At 62.8% G+C, this 20,494-nt stretch carries 22 protein-coding genes; 8 read left to right on the top strand and 14 right to left on the bottom strand.

Translation table 11 applies throughout. The features are described 5' to 3' along the window. Window positions 1-21: 21 nt before the first annotated feature. On the bottom strand, window positions 22-1,032 hold the full coding sequence (locus tag IHE39_RS20735) for a fatty acid desaturase (protein WP_192567815.1): 1,011 nt from the start codon (window positions 1,030-1,032) through the stop codon (window positions 22-24). Window positions 1,033-1,250: 218 nt separating this feature from the next. On the opposite strand from IHE39_RS20735, the gene IHE39_RS20740 reads away from it, so the two are divergent. The 3 genes from IHE39_RS20740 (at window position 1,251) to bmt (ending at window position 3,868) form a co-directional block, all read left to right on the top strand. After that, entirely contained in the window at window positions 1,251-2,108 is an 858-nt protein-coding gene (locus tag IHE39_RS20740) for a helix-turn-helix domain-containing protein (protein WP_192567816.1), read from the top strand. Between the two features lie 65 nt (window positions 2,109-2,173). Next, complete coding sequence (locus tag IHE39_RS20745; protein ID WP_192567817.1) at window positions 2,174-2,773, top strand: DUF1989 domain-containing protein; 600 nt, start codon at window positions 2,174-2,176, stop codon at window positions 2,771-2,773. Window positions 2,774-2,851: 78 nt separating this feature from the next. Continuing rightward, complete coding sequence (gene bmt, locus IHE39_RS20750; RefSeq protein WP_246485588.1) at window positions 2,852-3,868, top strand: betaine--homocysteine S-methyltransferase; 1,017 nt, start codon at window positions 2,852-2,854, stop codon at window positions 3,866-3,868. Between the two features lie 11 nt (window positions 3,869-3,879). Here bmt and IHE39_RS20755 read toward each other — a convergent pair whose 3' ends face one another. From IHE39_RS20755 to IHE39_RS20810, 12 genes are all read right to left on the bottom strand, one after another. Then, on the bottom strand, window positions 3,880-4,284 hold the full coding sequence (locus IHE39_RS20755; protein WP_192567819.1) for a hypothetical protein: 405 nt from the start codon (window positions 4,282-4,284) through the stop codon (window positions 3,880-3,882). Between the two features lie 189 nt (window positions 4,285-4,473). Next, the gene (locus tag IHE39_RS20760; protein WP_246470518.1) at window positions 4,474-5,016 is read right to left on the bottom strand and encodes a PadR family transcriptional regulator; all 543 of its coding nucleotides are present in this window, start codon (window positions 5,014-5,016) and stop codon (window positions 4,474-4,476) included. A gap of 292 nt (window positions 5,017-5,308) precedes the next feature. Further along, on the bottom strand, window positions 5,309-5,755 hold the full coding sequence (locus tag IHE39_RS20765) for a hypothetical protein (RefSeq protein WP_184767330.1): 447 nt from the start codon (window positions 5,753-5,755) through the stop codon (window positions 5,309-5,311). 165 nt (window positions 5,756-5,920) lie between these two features. After that, complete coding sequence (locus IHE39_RS20770) at window positions 5,921-7,960, bottom strand: vWA domain-containing protein (RefSeq protein WP_192567820.1); 2,040 nt, start codon at window positions 7,958-7,960, stop codon at window positions 5,921-5,923. Between the two features lie 2 nt (window positions 7,961-7,962). Then, complete coding sequence (locus IHE39_RS20775; RefSeq protein ID WP_184767328.1) at window positions 7,963-8,523, bottom strand: RNA polymerase sigma factor; 561 nt, start codon at window positions 8,521-8,523, stop codon at window positions 7,963-7,965. A gap of 100 nt (window positions 8,524-8,623) precedes the next feature. Beyond that, window positions 8,624-9,709: a hypothetical protein gene (locus IHE39_RS20780; protein ID WP_192567821.1), complete on the bottom strand. Its 1,086-nt coding sequence runs from the start codon at window positions 9,707-9,709 to the stop codon at window positions 8,624-8,626. 115 nt (window positions 9,710-9,824) lie between these two features. Further along, entirely contained in the window at window positions 9,825-11,003 is a 1,179-nt protein-coding gene (locus IHE39_RS20785) for a BaiN/RdsA family NAD(P)/FAD-dependent oxidoreductase (protein ID WP_192567822.1), read from the bottom strand. A 113-nt stretch (window positions 11,004-11,116) separates the two neighbouring features. Beyond that, entirely contained in the window at window positions 11,117-11,848 is a 732-nt protein-coding gene (locus tag IHE39_RS20790; RefSeq protein WP_192567823.1) for a dienelactone hydrolase family protein, read from the bottom strand. Window positions 11,849-11,908: 60 nt separating this feature from the next. Then, a complete protein-coding gene (locus IHE39_RS20795) occupies window positions 11,909-13,219 on the bottom strand; it encodes a CynX/NimT family MFS transporter (protein WP_192567824.1) in 1,311 nt (436 codons plus the stop codon). Continuing rightward, a complete protein-coding gene (locus IHE39_RS20800; RefSeq protein WP_192567825.1) occupies window positions 13,216-13,893 on the bottom strand; it encodes a FadR/GntR family transcriptional regulator in 678 nt (225 codons plus the stop codon). The genes IHE39_RS20795 and IHE39_RS20800 overlap by 4 nt, the downstream gene beginning before the upstream one ends. Before the next feature lie 104 nt (window positions 13,894-13,997). Further along, window positions 13,998-14,681: a 4Fe-4S dicluster domain-containing protein gene (locus IHE39_RS20805; RefSeq protein ID WP_192567826.1), complete on the bottom strand. Its 684-nt coding sequence runs from the start codon at window positions 14,679-14,681 to the stop codon at window positions 13,998-14,000. 96 nt (window positions 14,682-14,777) lie between these two features. Next, window positions 14,778-16,352 (bottom strand): trimethylamine methyltransferase family protein, encoded by a 1,575-nt coding sequence (locus tag IHE39_RS20810; RefSeq protein ID WP_184767321.1) that lies wholly within the window; start codon window positions 16,350-16,352, stop codon window positions 14,778-14,780. A gap of 255 nt (window positions 16,353-16,607) precedes the next feature. Here IHE39_RS20810 and IHE39_RS20815 point away from each other — a divergent pair, with 255 nt between their 5' ends. Next, window positions 16,608-17,306, top strand: coding sequence for a corrinoid protein (locus tag IHE39_RS20815; protein ID WP_115731653.1), 699 nt, complete (start codon window positions 16,608-16,610; stop codon window positions 17,304-17,306). Between the two features lie 65 nt (window positions 17,307-17,371). Here the strand turns inward: IHE39_RS20815 and IHE39_RS20820 are convergent, their stop codons facing one another. Further along, entirely contained in the window at window positions 17,372-17,506 is a 135-nt protein-coding gene (locus IHE39_RS20820) for an entericidin A/B family lipoprotein (RefSeq protein ID WP_115731652.1), read from the bottom strand. A gap of 65 nt (window positions 17,507-17,571) precedes the next feature. Here IHE39_RS20820 and IHE39_RS20825 point away from each other — a divergent pair, with 65 nt between their 5' ends. From IHE39_RS20825 to IHE39_RS20840, 4 genes are all read left to right on the top strand, one after another. Continuing rightward, the gene (locus tag IHE39_RS20825; RefSeq protein WP_192567827.1) at window positions 17,572-18,219 is read left to right on the top strand and encodes a DUF1638 domain-containing protein; all 648 of its coding nucleotides are present in this window, start codon (window positions 17,572-17,574) and stop codon (window positions 18,217-18,219) included. A gap of 37 nt (window positions 18,220-18,256) precedes the next feature. Further along, window positions 18,257-18,832, top strand: coding sequence for a DUF4893 domain-containing protein (locus tag IHE39_RS20830; protein WP_192567828.1), 576 nt, complete (start codon window positions 18,257-18,259; stop codon window positions 18,830-18,832). Window positions 18,833-18,960: 128 nt separating this feature from the next. Continuing rightward, window positions 18,961-19,620 (top strand): exopolysaccharide biosynthesis protein, encoded by a 660-nt coding sequence (locus IHE39_RS20835; protein WP_192567829.1) that lies wholly within the window; start codon window positions 18,961-18,963, stop codon window positions 19,618-19,620. 5 nt (window positions 19,621-19,625) lie between these two features. Then, window positions 19,626-20,393: a formyl transferase gene (locus IHE39_RS20840; protein ID WP_192567830.1), complete on the top strand. Its 768-nt coding sequence runs from the start codon at window positions 19,626-19,628 to the stop codon at window positions 20,391-20,393. Window positions 20,394-20,494 lie beyond the last annotated feature (101 nt).

Genomic DNA, 20,494 nt, shown 5'->3' on the forward strand with positions numbered 1-20,494 from the left:
AAATGGCAAGCGACGCAGCACTTATTCCTTAGGCGGCTCTGCCGGCACTGGTGCTGTGCCCAGCCCATTGACGTTGCGCGCCCTGACGCGTGGCACGAACGCCCTGCCCGGCTCCGGCGCGCGACGCAGTGCTGGGTGACACACCGGCTCCTTGGCGCGGAAGGCATAGGCTTTGACCAACGCGAAATAGTTCGGATAGGCATAACCCTTGTTCATCCGGAGCCACTCTTCGCGGCGCGCGCAGAACAGTTCCGGCAGCTTGTACCAGGCGACTGTCGGGCTCTTGTGGTGGACGAAATGCAGGTTGTTGTTGAGGAACAGGATCGACAGCGGCGAGCGTTCGACGATGATGGTGCGCCCTTCCGGATGCTCCGACCATTGATGCTCGGCAAAGGTGCGGATCGCAATCAGCGAATGGCCGAGCCAGACAGGCACCAGCACATAGAGCCAGAGCGGCAGGCCGAAGCCAAAGTGGATGACCGGCAGCACGACAGCAAGGCCAGCGGCGTGCAGCAGCCAGGCTTTGCCAACGACCTTGTCGCCGGCTGCGATCGCCCTGGCATCTTCGATGAAGAAGCCGACGCAGGACAGCAGCGGTCCAAGCACGAAGCGCCCGGCCATGGTGTTGTTGACCCTGAGCACCAGTTTCATCGCCTCGGGCAGGTCGTCGTGCTGCCACAGCGCGCGGTAGTAGCTCTCCGGGTCGTCGAACGGATCGGTCAGCTTTTCGTCGGCATGGTGGCGCAGGTGAATGGTCTTGAAGCGACGGTATGGCCAGAGCAACCCGATGGGCAGCGAGACAAGCGCTTCGTTGATGCGGGCGTTGCGGGTCGGGTGGCCGTGGAGCACCTCGTGCACCAGCGACGACTGCAGCGCCACCACGAACACCAGAAGCAGAAGCGCCGCCACAGGATAGCCCGGCCAGAGCAGCAGGCCGGCCACCAGCCAGGCGCCGTAGCAGGCCACGATCAGAAACACCGTCGGCCATTCGACCTTGGTGGTCGTGCCGCGTCTGTTTCCCCTGTTGGCCATGCTGCTGCCTGCTGTCCTTATGTGCCTGGAACTCGATGATTCCTGACATAATGCTGTCAGTAGGCTTGCGTTTCTGCAACGAGACAATGCGCACAGATTGTTTACATTGCGCTTCTTAAGCCGCAAATGTTACACTTAGTAAACAAACAGGAAGATGAATCTATTTTCCGCCAGCGCTTTACGTGCGTTTGGCAAACCATTCCACCTTTGGGCAGGCCATGGACAAACGCGATCTATCCGAAGTTTTCCGCGAGCGGCTCAAGGCGCTGGTGCAGCGCTCCGGCTTCAACCAGTCGGCCTTTGCCACCTCGGTCGGCATCGACCGCTCGGCACTGTCGCAACTGCTCTCCGGCGCGACGATCCGGCTGCCGCGCGCCGAGACGCTGCTGACAATTGCCACCGCCCACAAGGTTTCGCTCGACTGGCTGCTTGGGCTCAGCCAGGACGAAGGGGTAACAGGCGAAATCCGCGAAAGCCTGGAGATCGAGGAGGCATCGGGCGGTTTCGAGCGCACGCTGATCGCCAAATGGCATGCCGAGGCAGCCGGCACCAAGATCCGCTATGTGCCGGCCGGCATACCGGATCTGCTGCGCACCGAAGCACTCATCGACTACGAGGCGGGCATCTCCAACAAGAGCCGCGAGAGCCAGGCCGGCGAGACACAGTACCGCATCGACTACAACCGCAGGCCCGAGACCGACATGGAGGTCTGCATGCCGCGCCACACGCTCGAGATTTTCGCGCGTGGGCTCGGCGTCTGGTCGGGCTTTCCCGACAAGGACCGCAAGCAGCAGCTTCGCCACATGGCCGACCTGCTCGACGATCTCTACCCGACCTTCCGGCTATTTCTCTATGACGGGCGCATGCGCTATTCCGTGCCTTACACGATCTTCGGCCATTCGCGCGCCGCGATCTATGTCGGCGACATGTATCTTGTGCTTTACGCGACCGATCCGATCCGCACGCTGACCCGCCATTTCGACAACCTGATCCGTGCCGCCGACATCAATGCCCACGAAACCGCAGCCTTCGCGAGGCGGCTTGCGGTGGCGTCGTTTCCAGCCAGTTGGGGCTGATCGGCGCTCAGGTTGAATTTCGCGCGCCGATACGGCAGCGTGCGCCGCGCATCCCGAGGAAATCCATGCCAGATCAGAACCGTGTCGTCGTACCCGCCCAATCGGGCCGCTCTATCCATGTCGCCCGCGGCGACCTAATCCGCATCATCGACCCCAAGGGCCAGCAGGTCGCCGACCTGTGGGCATTCACGCCCGACATGAAGGACTGGCTGAGCACATCCAACACGCGCGACATCGGCGAGCGACTGTTTCCCAAGGTCGGCGAACATTTCTACGGCACGACGGGCGAACCCTTGCTCACACTGGTCGAAGATGCTTCGCCCGGCCCGCATGACATGCTCTACCCCGCCTGCAACCATGCGCTCGATGTCAGGGCCGGGTTCGACGAGCATCCCAATTGCCAGGACAACCTGCACAAGGCGTTGGCCATTGAAGGCCTCTCCTTGCCCTTCACGCCCGACCCGGTCGACCTGTTCCAGAACTCGCTGCCGCAGCCCGACGGTGCAATCGACGTCTTTGCTTCGATCAATCCGCCCGGTGGCTACGTTGCCTTGCGCGCCGAACGCGACCTGCTGCTCGTCGTCACCGCGTGTTCGGTCGACCACTATCCGACCAATGGCGGCGTCTGCACCGAGATCGAGGTCGAGGTCACGCCCGCGCCATAGCCGTCGTGCAAGCGCGTTGACTAGACATAAAGACTTCTTTATATCCTTATCCATTCACCTGATATGAAAGTCGCTGCAATGACGACCAATCCGATCGATGCCCTGTTGGCCGAAAAGGGCGTGCTGCTCGCCGATGGTGCGACCGGCACCAACCTGTTTGCCATGGGCCTCGAGGCCGGCGAAGCACCCGAGCTGTGGAACGAAAGCGCGCCCGAAAAGATCGAGACGCTGCACCAGAAGTTCGTCGAGGCCGGCGCCGACATCATCCTCACCAACTCGTTTGGCGGCACCCGTCACCGGCTCAAGTTGCATCATGCCCAGGACCGGGTGCACGAACTCAACAAGCGCGCCGCCGAAATCGCCCGTGGCGTTGCTGACAAGGCCGGCCGCAAGGTCATCGTTGCCGGCTCAGTCGGCCCGACCGGCGAACTTCTGGTTCCGCTCGGTGCCATGACCTATGACGAGGCGGTCGATGCCTTTGCCGAACAGATCGAAGGCCTCAAGGCCGGCGGCGCCGAAGTCGCCTGGATCGAAACGATGTCCGCGCCGGACGAGATCCGCGCCGCGGCGGAAGCCGCCATCCGTATCGGCCTGCCCTACACCTATACCGGCTCGTTCGACACCGCCGGCCGCACCATGATGGGCCTGCTGCCCAAGGACATCCACGGCGTCGTTGACGGCCTTGCCGAGACGCCGCTCGGCGTTGGCGCCAATTGCGGCGTCGGTGCGTCCGACATCCTGGCTTCGCTGCTCGACATGAGCGACGCCAAGCCCGAGGCGACCATCATCATCAAGGGCAATTGCGGCATCCCGGAATTCCGCGGCACCGAGATCCACTATTCGGGCACCCCGGAACTGATGTCGGACTACGTCCGCCTTGCTGTCGATGGCGGCGCCAAGATCATCGGCGGCTGCTGCGGCACCTCGTTCGAGCATCTGGCCGCCATGCGCAAGGCGCTCGACGCCCATAAGAAGGACGTACGTCCGACCGTCGAGGCGATCGTCGAACGCATCGGCCCGATGCGCAACAAGCTGGCAGCGCCGAACACCACGGAAACCAGCGAAGGCCGCCGCGAACGCCGTCGCCGCGGCTGAGGCTGTTCTGATCAGCTGTTTTCTTCGTAGCGCGCGAGTGCCGACTTGATGTCGGTGCCCGCGCCTTCGACCGGGCGCATCATCATCACCGCATCCGACGTGCGCACGTCGCCCAGCTTTTCCATCGCCAGCCGGAAGCGCTCATTGTTGAGCGCCGACCATGCCGTGCGGTGGGCATCGTCGATATCGCTCATGCGGGAGCGCGATGCCCCCTGGGCGGAGACTTGCGTCGCCTGCTGAACAGGCTTGGCGGGCACATAGATGTGGCTGCTGGTGGCGGGCGCCAGTGCCCGTGCGGTGACGACAGTCACGGCTTCGCTATTGCGGTTGGCAGCTTCTGGCCGGGTCGGCATCGCCAAGGCATCCGCGGTGCGAGCAATCGAAACCGCACCCGACATCACACGACCAACCAGCATTCTCAAACCACCCTCGTTCACCCGCAGCTATATTAGCCGCGGATCGTTGCGATCGGGTTCCGGGGCGAACTGGCCTTTGATTCAAATTGTCGGAAACGGCCCGCAAATCTGGCCATTTCCAAGGTTTTACACAGAAAAGCTCCCGCCTTGCGGCGGGAGCTACGGCAATTTTCGAGGCCTTCAGGGAAATCAGAGGTCTTCGATGTCGCGACGCGCCTTCTTGAGGATTTCGCGCGCCTTCTCGGCCTGAGCAGCCGTCAGCGAGCCGCTGCGCAACCGGCTGAACAGGGCGAAGTTCAGTGCCTTGACCTCGTCGCCGAGGGCAGCACCACTGACCTGCGTCGAGTTCTCCTCGATCTGGCCATTGATCTTGGCCAGCTCGGCGGCGTTTTCGTCGAGATAGGCCTGGCCCGCTTCGGTGATCGAATAGAGCTTCTTGTTGCCGTTGGCGACGGAGACGACGAGGTCCGCCTCTTCCAGCATCTGCAGCATCGGATAGATCGCGCCCGGGCTCGGGCTGTAGGCGCCCTGGAACTTGGCCTCCAGCGCCTTGATGATGTCGTAGCCGTGACGCGGCTCCTCGGCGATCAGGCCGAGCACGACCAGGCGCAGCGCGCCGGGATCGAACATGCGCGGGCCACGTCCGCCGAACGGACCGCCGCGGTGGCGACCGAAGGGACCGCCTCGGCCGCCACGGCCGCCGCCCCTGCCACCTTCATTCTGGCCCGACATGGACCATTCTCCGCGGCAACGATCATGGAAATTGGGATGATTGAATATGTGAGTACCTCTCCAGGATGTCTGTTTCATATCGCTATATCTATTCAAAGATATATCTTTTGCAAGATAGAACGTAAGGAATTTTCGCGACGCTCCGCGAACGCGTGCGGAAACAGCCCGGAAGGGAGCGCCCTCACCAGTCCGATTGAAAGTGGATTTCAGTTTTTTTTCAGCCACTTATGGCTGGATCGAGATGTCCTCGCAGGGCCACGGCGCCGCAACGGAATTTCGCTCCGTCCGGCGCCTAAGCGCCGACAACCATGTCGCTCAGAACATGACTGAAGTGCTTTTCCTGCCGCTCCAACCACTCGTAAGCCTGCGGCCAGTTGGCCGGATCGGTCATCGCGACCGGGTGATTGGACAAGTAGCAGAGAGCGTACTCGCCGCGCAGGCTGACTCCGAGCGCTTTGCCCACTGCGGGTTCGAAGGCAGACAGCCGGTTCACCGTGGTGGCGTAACCCTCGCCACGTTGGCCCCTGACGAACAGCCCGACGCTTCGGTTGGTCAGATAGAGCGAAACAACCAGATCGTCGGCAACATGCCGCCAGCGCGAATACAGGCTGCCATGGCGGATGCGAGGATCGTTGCGGTGGGCGAGATAGCCGTCCCAGAAAACCTTGATCTCGCGCGACGACAGCGAGCGCAGGCCGCCATGCGCGATATCCCATTCGTCCAGTTGCCGGTCAGCCATCCTTAGTCTCCGAAACACCGCCCGTTCGATTTTCGGGTGGACACCTAGAGATCACAAAAGAACGGCCGGCGGAAAGCCCCCTTTCCGCCGCCTGGAGATCATAAAAGAATGGCCGACGGAAAGCCCCCTTTCCGTCGGCCGGCCCACCTGCCCTTGCCTGTTGCCTTACTGCTTGTTGCCCTGGAGCGACGATGCCAGCCGCACCAGCGACAGGAATTCGGCGCGATAGCCATAGGGGTCGGCACCGCGCGCCGCCGAGGCGATCTCGGCGATCCGGTCAAAGCCGAACCTGGCTGTCGCGTCCTCGTCGCGCAGTTTCTGGCCGAAGGCCGCCACCGCCACAGAGAAACGCTGATCGGTGCCGGCGCCATCGAAGCTCGCGACTTCGTTTGTCTTCGTCACCGGCGTGGTGATCAGCTTGCTCACGTCGCCGTCTGGCGCCTTGTAGCGGATCTTCACGAAAGCATACTCGTCGGCATTGGCGACGCCGCCATTGCCTGTCGAAGCCTGGCCGTAGCGCAACGAGTCCATCGCCAGCGAAGGGCTGTCCTTGGGCGTGATCTCGTAGATCGCGGTCACCGAATGGCCAGAGCCGATCTCGCCGGCATCGACGCGATCGTTGTTGAAGTCCTCGCGATTGAGCGCGCGGGTCTCGTAGCCGATGAGCCGATATTCGGCGACGGCAGCCGGATTGAACTCGACCTGGATCTTGACGTCCTTGGCGATCGGAAACAGCGTCGACGTGGCGTCCTGGACCAGCACCTTCTCGGCCTCCGCCAGCGTGTCGATATAGGCGGCGGTGCCGTTGCCATTCTGGGCGATGGTCTGCATCATCTGGTCGTTGAGGTTGCCGCGGCCGAAGCCGAACACCGACAGGAACACGCCCGACTTGCGTTTGTCCTCGATCAACCGCTTGAGCTCGTCGTCATCGGTCTGGCCGACATTGAAGTCGCCGTCGGTCGCCAGCATCACTCGGTTGACGCCATCCTTGACGAAGGATTTCTGGGCCAGCCGATAGGCTTCGCGAATGCCGGCTTCGCCGGCAGTCGAACCGCCAGGTGACAGCGTGTCGATGGCCGACAGAATCTTTTCCCGGTCCGACGCCTTGGTCGGTTCGAGCACGGTGCCGGCATTGCCGGCATAGGTGACGATCGAAACCGTGTCGTCGGCATTAAGCTTGTTGACGAGGAGGCGGAAGGCCGAGCGCAGCAGCGGCAGTTTGTCCGGCTCGTCCATCGACCCCGACACATCGATCAGGAACACCAAGTTGGCTTTCGGCTGCTCGGCAGGCTGCACATCATAGCCCTTAATGCCGACATGCATCAGCTTGGTGTGCTCGTTCCACGGCGTCGGCATGACGCTGACGGTAGTGTTGAACGGCGTGGTGATCGCCTCAGGCCCCTTCCAGTCATAGGGGAAGTAGTTGATCATTTCTTCGACACGCACAGTGTCGGCATGCGGCAGAACCCCTTCCTTCAACAAACGGCGCGCGAAGGAATAGGAGGCCGTGTCGACATCGATGGAAAATGTCGAGACCGGGTCCTCGAGTGCCGAACGTACCGGATTGGTCTTGAAATCCTCGACGCGGTCGCGGTTTTCCGGCAGCGGCATCGGCACATCAGATGGCGCGATCGCACCGTGAAGCTCGGTTGTCGGCGTCGGCGCGGACATCCGGCTCATTTGCGTGGCGGCATCCCGCAGTGGTGCTGGCACAGGCATGGCGGGCGCTGCCTCGTTCATAATGACCGCTTCGTCAGCGCTTGCCTCTGCTTCGTCCTTACCCGCCTGCGAAGCAGCCAACGGCTTGGCCGCGACGGCCGGTGTCGTGCTTGTATCGGTCTTCTTCAACTTGGTATCAGGCGCTTCCTTCAAGCGCGCCGAAGGAGCCTCCGCGATCTCCTGGTCGGCACCAAAATTGAATGGCGAGCCCTCCATCAGGTAGAATGCGGCATAGCCGGCGATCGGCAGGGCAACGAGACCGGCAAGGGCCGGCGCTGCAATCAGCTTCTTTTGCATGATGTCTCTCCAGAGCTTTCGTGCTCGTTCGGTGAGACGACCGGCATTGGCGGTTCCTTGGGTGGCCGCGGGATTTTTTTCGAGATCGTAGGCCGCCATCGCCGCGGCAAGCGCGCGCGCCTTGGCCTCGCTGCCTGGCGCGGGCGTCGGAATATTGCGCAGCATGTCGAGTTCGTTATCGTCGACCATGGTCACTCTTCCCCGGCCGAGCGCATGAGCAGCTTCAGCCGTTTCTTCGCTTCATGGATGTGCCAGGACACGGTGGCCTCGGCGATCGCCATGGCATCCGCCGCTGCGGCATGGCTCAACCCCTCGCCATAGACGAGAAGGATTGCGTCGCGCTGCTTGTCCGGCAACTGCCTGACCGCCGCCCACATCCGCTCAGTCGGATCTTCCGTTTCCGGCCCGCCGTCTCCCGCGACAAGCGCATGGACGCCATAGGCGGTGGTCTTCGCCATCTCGCGCGCCGATTTGCGCTGCATGTCGCGCGCGGCATTCAGCGTCATCGCATAGAGCCAGGTCGTGAAGGCGGAACCGCCGCGATAGTCGCGAATGGCCCGACCCAGCCGCGCACAGACCTCCTGGGCAATGTCTTCGGCATCCGATCTGTTGCCGCACCAGCGCCAGGCGACACGGTGGACGAATCCGTAATGCCTTTCGACGAGTTCGCCGAAAGCTGTCCTGTCGCCATCGCGCGCTCGTCCGATCAGATCGCCATCGGAGGCTTCGCTTTCGTCCAGCATCATCGCCATCATTTGTCCGTTGGACGAAAGCTTTGAGGCAATCCTTGGGGTGCTGCGAAGAAAAATTTCGGCGCCAACTCAAGACATGCCGGGCGGCGCGACACCTCCGTCACGAGCCGGGGCAGACCAGCTTGACGTTCACCGTGTTCTTGCCGCTGACGGACATGCCGCCGGTGACATATTTGGCGAAGGGCAAGGTGCTGACATCCTGGGACACCTCGGTGTCGACGGTAAAGCTCTCATTGGCAAAGACATTGCCGCCGTCGACTTCTCCTTGCGGGCGCATCGACATGCCATGGCCGCCCTTGCAGCGGATCTTCACGTCGCCCGGCCTGCCTTTCGATTTGTTGTCGAGAGCCATGGTCAGCCCGTCGAGTTCCAGCGCCATGTCGATGTCGTCATTGATCTGGCCGCTCGAGGTGCATGACATGCCGGCAATCCTTACGCTCTTGATCTTGCCTGCCCGACGCGTTTTCCCCTTCAGCATCCATGTGTCGGATCCCGGCGAACTGTTGCCCTCCATCTCCACCGACTGGGTGACATAGGAGTAGGTCACGTCGAACTGCGGCCCCTTGATGCGCGGCTCGAGCTTTGCCTCGATGGTAACCGTACCTTGGTCGACGATGCGCTTGAGCAATGCGCGTGTCGCCTTGGCCTGTTCGTGATAGCGCTCCGCTTCCTCGGCTGCGAAGTGGCTCGGCAGTCTGTCCCAGTAGACGGTGGCGGTGTCTCTTGCGCATTTCGCCCGGTGAACAGCTTCGTGCTCGAGGGCGAAATCCGCGAGTTCCTTGCATTGCGAGCCTGCTCGCAGGGCTTCGAGTGCTGCGGGTTGCTGCTCGCAACTGCCATATTTCATGTCGACCGTCGCCGGCCCGGTATAACCATGGGCGGGACGGTGGGGTAAGCTGAACCTCCCCATGATTTCGGTCCGTTTCAGCGACGAGCGGTGATAGATGCTGACGTCGGAATCCGGATGTGTCGGGATTTTGTGCGCCTCGATCAGCGGGTCCTCGACTGCCTTGAGCTGTGCTGCCATGTCGGCGAAGAACTTTGCCGCGTAGTCGGCGTTTCTGAGCTCTTCCTGGACGCTTTGCAGGTTCTTGCACGAGCATTGTTGCTGGTCGGCCAAAACAGGCATCACCAGCGCGCCGCCGAGCGCCAGCGAAACGGCAAACGCCTTGATTGTCGAGAACATCCGCACCACACCTTGTGATTGATTCAGGTGGCAGTCGGTATCGGAAACCTGTGTATCCGCAGGATGTTGCGATGCGGGTTCGTTGGATGCACAACGAAAACAGGGATGAGTAAGATCAGGCTGCCTGCCCGGCGGCCCAGCCCGACGACCATGCCCACTGGAAATTATAGCCGCCGAGCCAGCCGGTGACGTCGACGACCTCGCCGATGAAGAAAAGTCCCGGCACCGACTTCACCTGCATCGTCTTCTGGTCGAGCGACCTGGTGTCGATGCCGCCAAGTGTCACTTCCGCCGTACGATAACCCTCGGACCCGGCAGGCTTGATACGCCACTGATTCACCGCGGCATCGACGGCTTTCAGATGCGTATCGTTCAGATCGGCGAGATTGCCGTTGAAGCCGAGCCGCTCGGCGATCGCCTGCGCCAGCTTCTTGGGCATATGGGCGGCAAGAACGGTCTGCACTGCCTGTCGCCCGTTGGCGCGCTTGGCCTCGCGCAGGATCGCCGCGACATCGGTGCCCGGCAGCATCGAGATCGCGATTTCGTCACCCTCGCGCCAGTAGGACGAAATCTGCAGGATCGACGGGCCGCTGATGCCACGGTGGGTGAACAGCATGGCTTCGGAGAAGCTGGTCTTGCGGCAGGCGACATCGGCATTGACCGCGATGCCGGCAAGTGGGGTCAGTTTCTGCAGGGTATTGGCGTCGAATGTCAGCGGCACAAGGGCCGGCCGCGTCTCGACAACTGGCAATTCGAACTGCTCGGCGATCTCGTAGCCAAAGCCGGTCGCTCCCATCTTGGGGATCGACTTGCCGCCGCAGGCGACCACCAACGACTTGCACGCAACCCGATTGCCGGAGAGAAACAGCTCAAACCCGTCGGCGGTCCTGCTGATGTCCTCGACCGTGGTCGACAGCCTGAGTTCGACGCCGTTGCCCTGCATTTCCTCGAGCATCATGTCGATGATCTGTCGCGCTGAACCGTCACAGAACAACTGGCCAAGCGTCTTTTCGTGATAGGCGATGCCGTAGCGCTCGACCAGCGCGATGAAATTGCGCTGGGTATAGCGGCTCAGCGCCGAGATGCAGAAATGCGGGTTCTGCGACAGAAAATTCTTCGGACTGGCATGGATATTGGTGAAATTGCAGCGCCCGCCGCCCGAGATGCGGATCTTTTCGCCGGGTGCGGCGGCATGATCGACGATCAGCACCGACCGTCCGCGCTTGCCGGCTTCCACGGCGCACATCATGCCCGCCGCGCCGGCGCCGATCACCACGACATCAAAGGACTGCATTCCGGAGTGTTCCCGCTGGCCCGTGGGCGCCTTGCCGGCGCGCGAACCCTGTTTGTCGGATCAAGCTGTTCGGTGCCTGATAGCCGAAGCTGTCGGGATGGCAAAGTTGGAAGTTACGCCAGCGTTTCCTCAAACAACGCCGTCAGCCGCTTCCAGTGGCGCTCGGCGCCGGCGGCATCGTAGACGCCGTGGTCGGATACGCACCAGCCATGGCCCATGCCGACATAGTTTTCGAGAATGTGGTCGACGCCGGCAGTGCGCAGGCTCTCGGCCAGGATTGCCGACTGTTCCGGCGGGAAGCTGCCGTCGACACCGGCAGAGCCGACATAGACGCGCGCCTTGATCTTTGCCGCGCTGCGGTGCGGGCTATCGGGCGCATCGCTGGCCAGATTGCCGCCATGGAAGCTTGCCGCGGCCACGATGCGGCCCGGATAGGCGGCGGCGGCGTTGAGCGCACGCGAGCCGCCCATGCAATAGCCGACAGTACCAATCGGGCCTGTCGCGCCGGCCCTTGCCAACGCGTCGATGAAGGAGCCCGTGTCGCGTGCGGTCATATCCTGCGTCGTGCCGCCGATCAGGGCACGCAACTCGGTCCGCGTCTTCTCCTCGACGAAGGCCGTCTTGGCGTCGAACGGACCATAGGCGCCTGCACGATAGAACAGGTCGGGCACCAGCACCGCATAGCCGTGGCTGCCCAGCCGTTCGGCCATCTCGTCCAGCGCCGGGCGCCGACCGAAGGCATCCATATAGAGGACCACACCGGCTTTCGCCTTGGCAGCTCCGAACAGCCCGGCCTTGCAAGCGCCATCCGCCGTCCTGATCTCGATCTCGCGCTTGGTCGGCATGGCAAAGCTCCTTCTGTCTGTCCCGTCGCGAACATAGGGACTTCAGCCCGCCAGACAAGCTCAGGCGGCAGAGGTCCGCTCGGTGCGCGCGCCGACATGCAGCGCCCTGCCCGCGCCCAGTCCCGTGATCGCAACGCCAAGACCAAGGGCCACGAACAGCACCGAAGAGGCGGCGAAGCTGCCGGTCCAATTGCGGATCAGCCCGACCAGCAGCGGGCCGATGGCCGCCAGCGTGTAGCCCACACCCTGCGCCATGCCCGAGAGGTGCGCTGCGACATGCGAATCCGGCGAGCGCAGCACGATCAGCGTCATGGCCGCCGCAATCAGCCCGCCCTGCCCGATGCCCTGCAGCACCGCCCAGAACAGGATCGTCCAGGTCGGCGCAAACAGTATGCCGAGCAGCGCGACCACGGCAGCCACGACGAGCGCCACATTGACGCCGCGCTGGTCCTTGCGGCGGATGGCGATCGAAGGTACGGCAAGGCACGTCACCACCTGCGCCATGACCGATAGCGATACGATCGCGCCTGCGGTGGTGGCATCGAAGCCACGCTCGCGCAGGATCGGCGCCAGCCAGCCAAAGACGCAATAGGCCAGCGCCGACTGCAGCCCCATGAACAAGGTGACCTGCCAGGCAAGGCGGTCACGCCACAGGCCGACAACGCGAAAACCGCTGTGGCTTGCCTGCCTGCGGCTGCCCAGCGCTTGCGGCGTCCAGATAAACAGCACAATGAGGGCCGGCACCGCCCATGCGGCGAGCGCGCCGGACCACGAGCCGGTTGCCAGATGCTCGATGGGCAGCGTCAGGCCGGATGCGGACGCAGCACCCGCACACAGCGCCATGGTGTAGAGGCCGGTCATCATCGCCGCCTTGTCGGGAAAGTCGCGCTTGACCAGCCCGGGTAGCAGAACATTGCCGATTGCAATCGCCGCACCGGCGATGAAGCTCGCGATGAACAGCAGCGGCGCGGTGCCAAGCCCTCGCAAAGCCGTGCCGAAGGCAAGCAGCGCCAAGGCGAAGAGCAGCGTGCGCTCGGCGCCGAAGCGCTGCGCCATCCTGGGTGCCAGCGGCGCAAACAGGCCGAGGCAAAGCACCGGCAGCGTCGTAAGCAGGCTCGCACCGGCAGGCGACAGGCCGGTCGCCTGCATCACTTCAGGCAACAGCACAGACAGGCTGGAAAACAGCGGCCGCAGATTGAAGGCAATCAGAACCAGACTCGCGCCCAGCACAAAACGCGCCATGCCGCTGCGCAGGATGGGCGCCTGCGGCGCCAGCAGGCTGTCGATCTCGGCATCGACAAGCTGGTCGCCGAGGCCGTCGATGGCCACGACCTCGGCGGCTTGGCCGGCTGGGACAAAGCTCTGGTTCATTGGGCAAGCAACCTGTCGAGTTCGAGAAGCACCGGCGCCATGAAGGCGCGGACTGCTGCGGCAGCCCTGTCCGGATCGCCAGAGGCCACGGCATCGATGATGGCGACATGCGCTGGCGCGTCCGGCTCAGGCAGATCGCCACCCAGCGTCGCCTTGATGGTCTCGGCAATGGCACCGGTGAAGAAGTCGTAGAGTTCGAACATCGCCCGGTTGCCCGAGGCCTCGACGACTGCCTTGTGGAAGGCGATGTCGCGGCGAATGAAGGCCTCATGCCCGCCATCGGCCACGGTGCCGCGCAGTTCGAGCAAGCGGCGCATTTTCACCAGATCCGCCGGCGTATGGCGCAGTGCTGCAAGCCGCGCAGCTTCGGCGTCCAGGGCGGCGCGCGTTTCCCACTGGTCGCGCAGGCCGGCGCGCTTGACGCGGTCCAGCGCCGCCGAGGGATCGACCGCCGAGCGGACATAGGTGCCCGAGCCTTGACGCGTATCCAAAAGGCCCTGCGAAACCAGCGCGCGAACGGCTTCGCGCACGGTGCCACGGCTCACCGACAACAGGTCGGTGAGTGCCGCTTCGTTGGGAATACGCTCGCCGACGACCCAGCGGCCGCTTACGATTTCGGCCCGCAGGCTATCGGCGGCGCTGTCGGTGAGATTGGTTCGGGTGGCCGGCTGCATCGCAACATTCATCAAGTCATCAGATGATTTTGAATATGCTGATCGGCCAATGATGGCAACAAGCGAAGCGAGGAAGCGATTGGGCCAGCACAAATTGCGCGAACTCAGAGGCTGGCGTAGCTCTTCATATGGAAGGCCTGCACGTCTTCAGGGTAACGAAAGACCACACCATAGGGACAGGCGTTGCGATCGAGGCAGCCTCGCGTCCGGCAGGCACCTCCCGATGGGCCGCGCACATGGCCGAGGCATTGCTCATAGGCAAACCCAGCTTCCGAATAGGCATCGACCGGACAGGATTTCAGGCAAGGTTTTCCAACACATAGGTCGCAAAGGTGACTCTGTTCGCGAACTTCACCGAAAGGCAGATCGATCTCGAACAGCAACGCGCCGCGATAGGCATGCCAGAGCCCGTATGCGGGGTGCATCAGTATGCCCAGCGGCGATGGCCTGAGCCCTTCAGCACGCATCGCCCATTGTTGAAACGGCAGAAAAGGCTTGTCGGATGGCGACACCGCGCGCGCGCCAAATTCCCGCGCGACAGCGCCGATCACCTCGCGCGACCAGCTGTCGAGCGGATTTTGCAGATTGGCCGGTTGCGCCTCGCGCCAGCGTTGGAAATGCGACCAGGGCGCAGCACCCGCCTGCCCCACAAGCAGCACCGATCGCGCCGGCTTGTTCGATGGGCCGTCCGGCGCCACATCGCCATCGCTAAGAACAAAACCGCCGCGCTGGATGAGGCCATGAGCGGCCAGCGCGGCGGAAATCTGGTCCACATCGGGGGACGGCAAGCGTCACCCCTTCCGGTCCGGGTCGGAGAATGCGCTCCGCCAGACTTCCTTGTGAATGATGCTGGCGACTTTAGCCCCGCCTGACACGGGCTCCTTTCACGTGAAGGCGTCGGGCATCGACGCCTTCTTGGCGGCGATGAAGTCCTTGAGGCCGTCGTCGATGCTCGGATCGAGATAAGGCGCCTCGTAGCTTTCCAGCCAGCGGCGCGCGAGATCGTTGGCGCGCTGAGGTGCTGTCTTCTGACCCTCTGCCAGCCACTGTTCGTAGGAATTGTTGTCGGCGATGCTGGAGCGGTAGAACGCCGACTGGAAGTTCGCCTGGGTGTGGTCGCAGCCGAGATAGTGGCTGCCGGGCCCGACCTGGCGGATGGCGTCCATCGCCTGGCCGTTCTCGGAGAGATCGACGCCCTCGGCGAACTTCTGCTGCATGCCGAGCTGGTCGATATCCATCATGAACTTCTCGTAGCACGAGGCGAGACCGCCCTCGAGCCAGCCGGCCGAGTGCAGCACGAAATTGGTGCCGGCAAGCAGCGTCGAATTCAGCGTGTTGGCGCTTTCATAAGCCGCCTGCGCATCCGGGACCTTCGAAGCGCAGAGCGAACCGCCGGTGCGGAACGGCAGGCCGAGACGGCGTGCCAACTGGGCGGCGCCGTAAGACACCAGCGACGGTTCCGGCGTGCCGAAGGTCGGCGCGCCCGACTGCATCGAGATCGACGAGGCGAAGGTGCCGAACAGCACTGGCGCGCCCTTGCGGATCAGCTGCGTGAACGAGGCACCGGCCAGCACCTCGGCCAGAACCTGGGTCAGAGTGCCCGCCACCGTCACCGGGCTCATCGCGCCGGCAAGGATGAACGGCGTGACGATGCAGGCCTGGTTGTGACGCGCATAGACCTTGGCTGCGCCCAGCATGGTCTCGTCGAAGACCATCGGCGAGTTGGCGTTGATCAGGCTGGTCAGAACGGTGTTGTTTTCGACGAAGTCGTCGCCGAACACGATCTTGGCCATTGCCACGGTGTCCTCGGCGCGCTCCGGTGCTGTCACCGAGCCCATGAACGGCTTGTCGGAATATTTGATGTGGCTGTAGATCATGTCGAGGTGGCGCTTGTTCACCGGCACGTCGACAGGCTCGCACACCGTGCCGCCCGAATGGTGGATCGACGGCGCCATGTAGGCGAGCTTCACGAAATTGCGGAAGTCCTCGATCGTCGCGTAGCGCCTGTTACCGTCGAGGTCGCGCACGAAGGGCGGACCGTAGACCGGCGCGAATACGGTCGCATTGCCACCGATCTGCACCGAGCGTTCAGGATTGCGCGCATGCTGGGTATAGACCGAAGGCGCGGTTTTAAGCAGCTCGCGGCAAAGGCCCTTGGGAAAGTGCACGCGTTCGCCCTTGACGTCGGCGCCGGCTTCCTTCCACAGCGCCAATGCCTCGGCGTCGTCACGAAACTCGATGCCGATCTCCTCGAGCACCGTGTCGGCATTCTTCTCGATGAGGGCGAGGCCCTCCTCGTTGAGCACCTCATAAACGTTGATCTGGCGCTTGATGTAGGTGAGCTGTGTGCCTGGACCGCCGCCGCTGCGTGCTGCGCGCCGCGCAGCAGCACCACCACTTGCGCCACGTCCACGCCTGCCGCCCGCTTGTTCCTGCTCGACTGCCGCGTCTTCGCCCATGGCCCTGCCTTCCGTAAGAATCCGTTTTTCGCCGCCCATGCGGCTCTACGACGGATCGTAATCATGCACCCATATCGAAACGGCTCGCCAGCGCCAACGCCTGTCGCAAAATCGACAAGCCCGTCGCCAGACTGCCAGTCGCTTTCGTTTTGCAGGAGGTCGCAAATCAGCTATGGATTCGCGGCACTTGCAAGCTAGGTATAGCGCACTATCAGCAAGCCGCACTTTAGCGCTGCCTCGAGGGAGCCTCCGAAGATGTCCGACGACGAAATCATCCTGTCCGAGCTTTCCGACGACGAACTCGTGCAGCAGATGCACGACGACCTGTATGACGGGCTCAAGGAAGAGATCGAGGAAGGCACCAACATCCTCCTCGAGCGCGGCTGGGTGCCTTACAAGGTCCTGACCGAAGCGCTGGTTGAAGGCATGCGCATCGTCGGCGAGGATTTCCGCGACGGCATCCTGTTCGTCCCCGAAGTGCTGCTGTCGGCAAATGCCATGAAGGCCGGCATGTTCATCCTACGCCCGCTGCTCGCCGCCACCGGCGCACCCAAGCAGGGCAAGATGGTCATCGGCACCGTCAAGGGCGACATCCACGACATCGGCAAGAACCTCGTCGGCATGATGATGGAAGGCGCTGGCTTCGACGTCATCGACCTCGGTATCAACAATCCAGTCGAGAACTATCTCAACGCAATCGAAGAGCATCAGCCCGACATCATCGGCATGTCGGCGCTGCTGACCACGACCATGCCCTACATGAAGGTCGTCATCGACACGATGAAGGAAAAGGGCATCCGCGACGACTATGTCGTGCTCGTCGGCGGTGCTCCGCTCAACGAGGAATTCGGCAAGGCCGTAGGTGCCGACGCATATTGCCGCGACGCGGCTGTCGCCGTCGAAACCGCCAAGGACTACATGAAGCGCAAGCACAATCTGCGCGCTGCCGGATAATGAACAAGGGCCGCACCTTGCGGCGCGGCCCTTTCATTCCGATCTGAAATGCCAGGCGTAGTGCCTTATTGGACTGTGTCCTCGATGGCGTTCGCCGTACCTTTGACATCCTTGCCGACGCCGCGAACGGTGTTGGCGCAGGAGGCCAGTGCGAGCGCACAGGCGATGACGGCGATCGGTGCCAGACGTGACAGTTTCATGGACGGTGTCTCCCTCTCTCGATAAACTTCGTCCTATAGCAACGAAGGCCGGTTCGACTGGTTCCATGGCCGCAAAACAAACAACGAAACCCGACGTCGAAGACAGGCTGCTGGTCATAGGCTGCGGCATGATTGCGCGCGAGGTTTTGGCGGTCAAGCGGCACCTCGCGCTCGATCATCTCGAACTGACCTGCCTGCCGGCCGATTTTCATTTTCATCCCAGCCGGATCGCGCCTGCCATGGATAAGGCAATCACCGAAGCAAAGGCGGAAGGGTATCGGCACATTTATGTCGGCTACGCCGATTGCGGCACCGGCGGCCTGCTCGACCGTGTCTGTGAAAAGCATGGCGTCGAGCGCATTGCCGGGCCGCATTGCTTTGCCTTCTACCAGGGTGCTGCGGCCTATGCCGAGGTCGGCGAGGCCGACATGATGTCGTTTTACATGACCGACTTCCTGTGCCGGCAATTCGATGCCTTCTTCATCAAGCCGCTCGGCCTCGACCGGCACCCCGAGCTGGTGAAGGACTATTTCGGCAACTACGAGAAGCTGATCTATCTCGCCCAGACCGACGATCCGGCGCTCGACAAGGTCGCCGAGGATGCCGCGAAAATGCTCGGCCTCGTCTATGAGCGCCGCGCCACCGGTTATGGCGACCTGCCCGAGGCTCTTGCCAACGCATCGGGCGCTGCGGCAAATCATCAAAGAGCCTGATTCCTCGCCAGAGGTTCGGCCTTTGGAGAGGTTTGCCATGGCGTTTCGACAACTGATTCTTGCTGTAGCCATCGCCGCAACGGCGACCTTCGCGCATGCCGACGGCGTGGTGCAGAAGCTGATCACGCCGGCAGACAAGGCCAGGCTCGAAAAATACGACGCCACACGCAAGGAAGCGCTTCAGCAGGCGAAGGCCGGCCAGGCCGGCGAGGTCGCCACACTGGACGCAATCGTTGCCAAGAAGCCGGCGTCATTTTCCGATTTTGACATGACCGGAAACTGGCAGTGCCGCACCATCAAGGCCGGAGGCCTCGGCCCGCTCGTCGTCTACGGCTGGTTCAAGTGCAAGGTCACTGATGACGGCTCGGGCTGGATGCTGGAGAAGATATCGGGCTCGCAGCGCACCAAGGGCCGTTTCTACACCGAAAGCGACACCAGGCTGATCTATCTGGGCTCAGGCTTCGTGACGGGCGAAAAGCCAAAGGCCTACGGCCGCGGCCCTGATACCGACCAGGTCGGCTATGCCTTCAGATCAGGGCCGACGGCATGGCGGATCGAGTTTCCGGCACCGCGCTACGAATCCAAACTCGACATCATCGAATTCCGCCGCTGATGTTGCATTCTGCGCGAAGCGACATCACATTCGCACCCTCCGGGGTCATCAAGGATTAACCTGGCCGTCGCACACTGCGATGGGGACTGGCGCGTATGAAAGCGGGCCGCAAGTGGGCTGAAGGCTGAATGCAAGGGCAAGACAACCAAACCGACGCAGGCGAATTCGATGCGGCGCCGAAGCGCCGCCGTGGCCGGCGCCTGTCCACGATCTTCGCCCAGCTCGCCCGTGACGCCAAGGGCAGCATCTCGATCGGAGACATCCGCGATACGCTGGGCAAGCGCAGTTTCGCGCCGCTGCTCGTGCTGTTTGCCGCCTTCAACATGTTGCCGCTGCCACCGGGCGCCTCGGCCGTACTTGGCCTGCCGCTGCTGATCGTCGCGGCACAGATGGCCTTCGGCAGCAACCGGGCCTGGCTTCCCACCTTTATCACCCAGCGCTCGCTGTCGGCGGAGCAGTTCCGCACCGTCACCGACTGGGTCATTCCAAGGCTTGTCCGCCTCGAACAGGTGGTGCGGCCGCGCTACTGGCCATTCTGGCGCAAACGTGGCGACCGCGTCATCGGCATCATCGCGCTCATCTTGTCCGTCTCGATCACGCTTCCGATCCCGTTCGGCAACTGGCTGCCGGCCTTCGCCACAGCACTGCTTGGCCTGGCCCTGTCTGAACGCGACGGCATCCTGTTTGCCGTCGGCAGCGTCGTTGGCGTTGCCTCGCTCGCCGTCGTCTGTGCCGTCGTCGGCGGGGCTGGCTTTGCCACGCACGCCTTCCTGGCATGGCTGGGGTAGGCTGAATGGACCGCAGGCCGATCGTCTTCGTGACCGAAGGCGGCGAACATATCTGGGCTATCATCAACGGCCTGACCGATCGCTTCGGCCCCATGACAGTCGTTCTGGAAACGCCTTACTCCAAGCGTGACCTGCTGATGCGCCGCGCCAAGAAGCTCGGCTGGGTCTCCGTGGCCGGCCAGTTGGGAACCATGGCCCTCATCCGTGTCGCCAAACGTTTCCTCAACAGCGGCATCGAGCGCATCGTTGCCGAGGAAAAATTGGAAACCGAGCCGCGAGCCGGCCAGGAAATCGTTGCGGTGTCTTCGGCCAACAGCCCCGAACTCGTCGACACCGTCCGCAAGCTCGAGCCATCAGTGGTGTTCCTCGCCAGTTGCCGTCTGCTGTCGGCCAAGACGCTCGCCGCCATCCCCTGCCCTGTCATCAACTACCACTCCGGCATCAACCCGAAATATCGTGGCATGAATGGCGGCTACTGGGCGCTTGCCACGGGCGATCGCGGCAATTTCGGCTCGACGGTGCATATCGTCGACGCCGGCGTCGACACCGGTTCCGTCCTGTACCAGGCCAGGGGAAATCCTGAAAAAGGCGACACCATCGCGAGCTATGCGATGCGCCAGGCAGCGTTTTCGCGAGACATCTGCATCAAGGCCGTCGAAGACGCCCTCGCCGGTAGATTGACAGCTGTCGATACCGGTCTGCCCTCGCAGCAATGGTACCATCCGACCATCTGGCAGTACCTCTCGACGGGCATTCGCCGCGGCATCTGGTAGACGCAACTTCGACAATCCTGGCTTTATCTTTTTGCGACAGCAGACCGCGTCGCTTTTGAATGCGCGCGCGTCGTCCCATAACAAGCGGCACCCGCATGGTT

This window comes from Aminobacter carboxidus (genome assembly GCF_014863355.1).
In the GTDB taxonomy this organism is placed as follows: domain Bacteria; phylum Pseudomonadota; class Alphaproteobacteria; order Rhizobiales; family Rhizobiaceae; genus Aminobacter; species Aminobacter carboxidus.

What these genes read in the sequence shown, in the direction of transcription:
- IHE39_RS20765 (WP_184767330.1), bottom strand. Translation starts at nt 5,755, where the DNA reads ATGGCTGACCGGCAACTGGACGAATGGGATATCGCGCATGGCGGCCTG.
- IHE39_RS20755 (WP_192567819.1), bottom strand. Translation starts at nt 4,284, where the DNA reads ATGCTGGTTGGTCGTGTGATGTCGGGTGCGGTTTCGATTGCTCGCACC.
- IHE39_RS20835 (WP_192567829.1), top strand. Translation starts at nt 18,961, where the DNA reads ATGCAAGGGCAAGACAACCAAACCGACGCAGGCGAATTCGATGCGGCG.
- IHE39_RS20775 (WP_184767328.1), bottom strand. Translation starts at nt 8,523, where the DNA reads ATGGCGATGATGCTGGACGAAAGCGAAGCCTCCGATGGCGATCTGATC.
- IHE39_RS20745 (WP_192567817.1), top strand. Translation starts at nt 2,174, where the DNA reads ATGCCAGATCAGAACCGTGTCGTCGTACCCGCCCAATCGGGCCGCTCT.
- IHE39_RS20740 (WP_192567816.1), top strand. Translation starts at nt 1,251, where the DNA reads ATGGACAAACGCGATCTATCCGAAGTTTTCCGCGAGCGGCTCAAGGCG.
- IHE39_RS20770 (WP_192567820.1), bottom strand. Translation starts at nt 7,960, where the DNA reads ATGGTCGACGATAACGAACTCGACATGCTGCGCAATATTCCGACGCCC.
- IHE39_RS20735 (WP_192567815.1), bottom strand. Translation starts at nt 1,032, where the DNA reads ATGGCCAACAGGGGAAACAGACGCGGCACGACCACCAAGGTCGAATGG.
- IHE39_RS20810 (WP_184767321.1), bottom strand. Translation starts at nt 16,352, where the DNA reads ATGGGCGAAGACGCGGCAGTCGAGCAGGAACAAGCGGGCGGCAGGCGT.
- IHE39_RS20815 (WP_115731653.1), top strand. Translation starts at nt 16,608, where the DNA reads ATGTCCGACGACGAAATCATCCTGTCCGAGCTTTCCGACGACGAACTC.
- bmt (WP_246485588.1), top strand. Translation starts at nt 2,852, where the DNA reads ATGACGACCAATCCGATCGATGCCCTGTTGGCCGAAAAGGGCGTGCTG.
- IHE39_RS20780 (WP_192567821.1), bottom strand. Translation starts at nt 9,709, where the DNA reads ATGTTCTCGACAATCAAGGCGTTTGCCGTTTCGCTGGCGCTCGGCGGC.
- IHE39_RS20825 (WP_192567827.1), top strand. Translation starts at nt 17,572, where the DNA reads ATGGCCGCAAAACAAACAACGAAACCCGACGTCGAAGACAGGCTGCTG.
- IHE39_RS20820 (WP_115731652.1), bottom strand. Translation starts at nt 17,506, where the DNA reads ATGAAACTGTCACGTCTGGCACCGATCGCCGTCATCGCCTGTGCGCTC.
- IHE39_RS20760 (WP_246470518.1), bottom strand. Translation starts at nt 5,016, where the DNA reads ATGTCGGGCCAGAATGAAGGTGGCAGGGGCGGCGGCCGTGGCGGCCGA.
- IHE39_RS20840 (WP_192567830.1), top strand. Translation starts at nt 19,626, where the DNA reads ATGGACCGCAGGCCGATCGTCTTCGTGACCGAAGGCGGCGAACATATC.
- IHE39_RS20790 (WP_192567823.1), bottom strand. Translation starts at nt 11,848, where the DNA reads ATGCCGACCAAGCGCGAGATCGAGATCAGGACGGCGGATGGCGCTTGC.
- IHE39_RS20800 (WP_192567825.1), bottom strand. Translation starts at nt 13,893, where the DNA reads ATGCAGCCGGCCACCCGAACCAATCTCACCGACAGCGCCGCCGATAGC.
- IHE39_RS20785 (WP_192567822.1), bottom strand. Translation starts at nt 11,003, where the DNA reads ATGCAGTCCTTTGATGTCGTGGTGATCGGCGCCGGCGCGGCGGGCATG.
- IHE39_RS20795 (WP_192567824.1), bottom strand. Translation starts at nt 13,219, where the DNA reads ATGAACCAGAGCTTTGTCCCAGCCGGCCAAGCCGCCGAGGTCGTGGCC.
- IHE39_RS20830 (WP_192567828.1), top strand. Translation starts at nt 18,257, where the DNA reads ATGGCGTTTCGACAACTGATTCTTGCTGTAGCCATCGCCGCAACGGCG.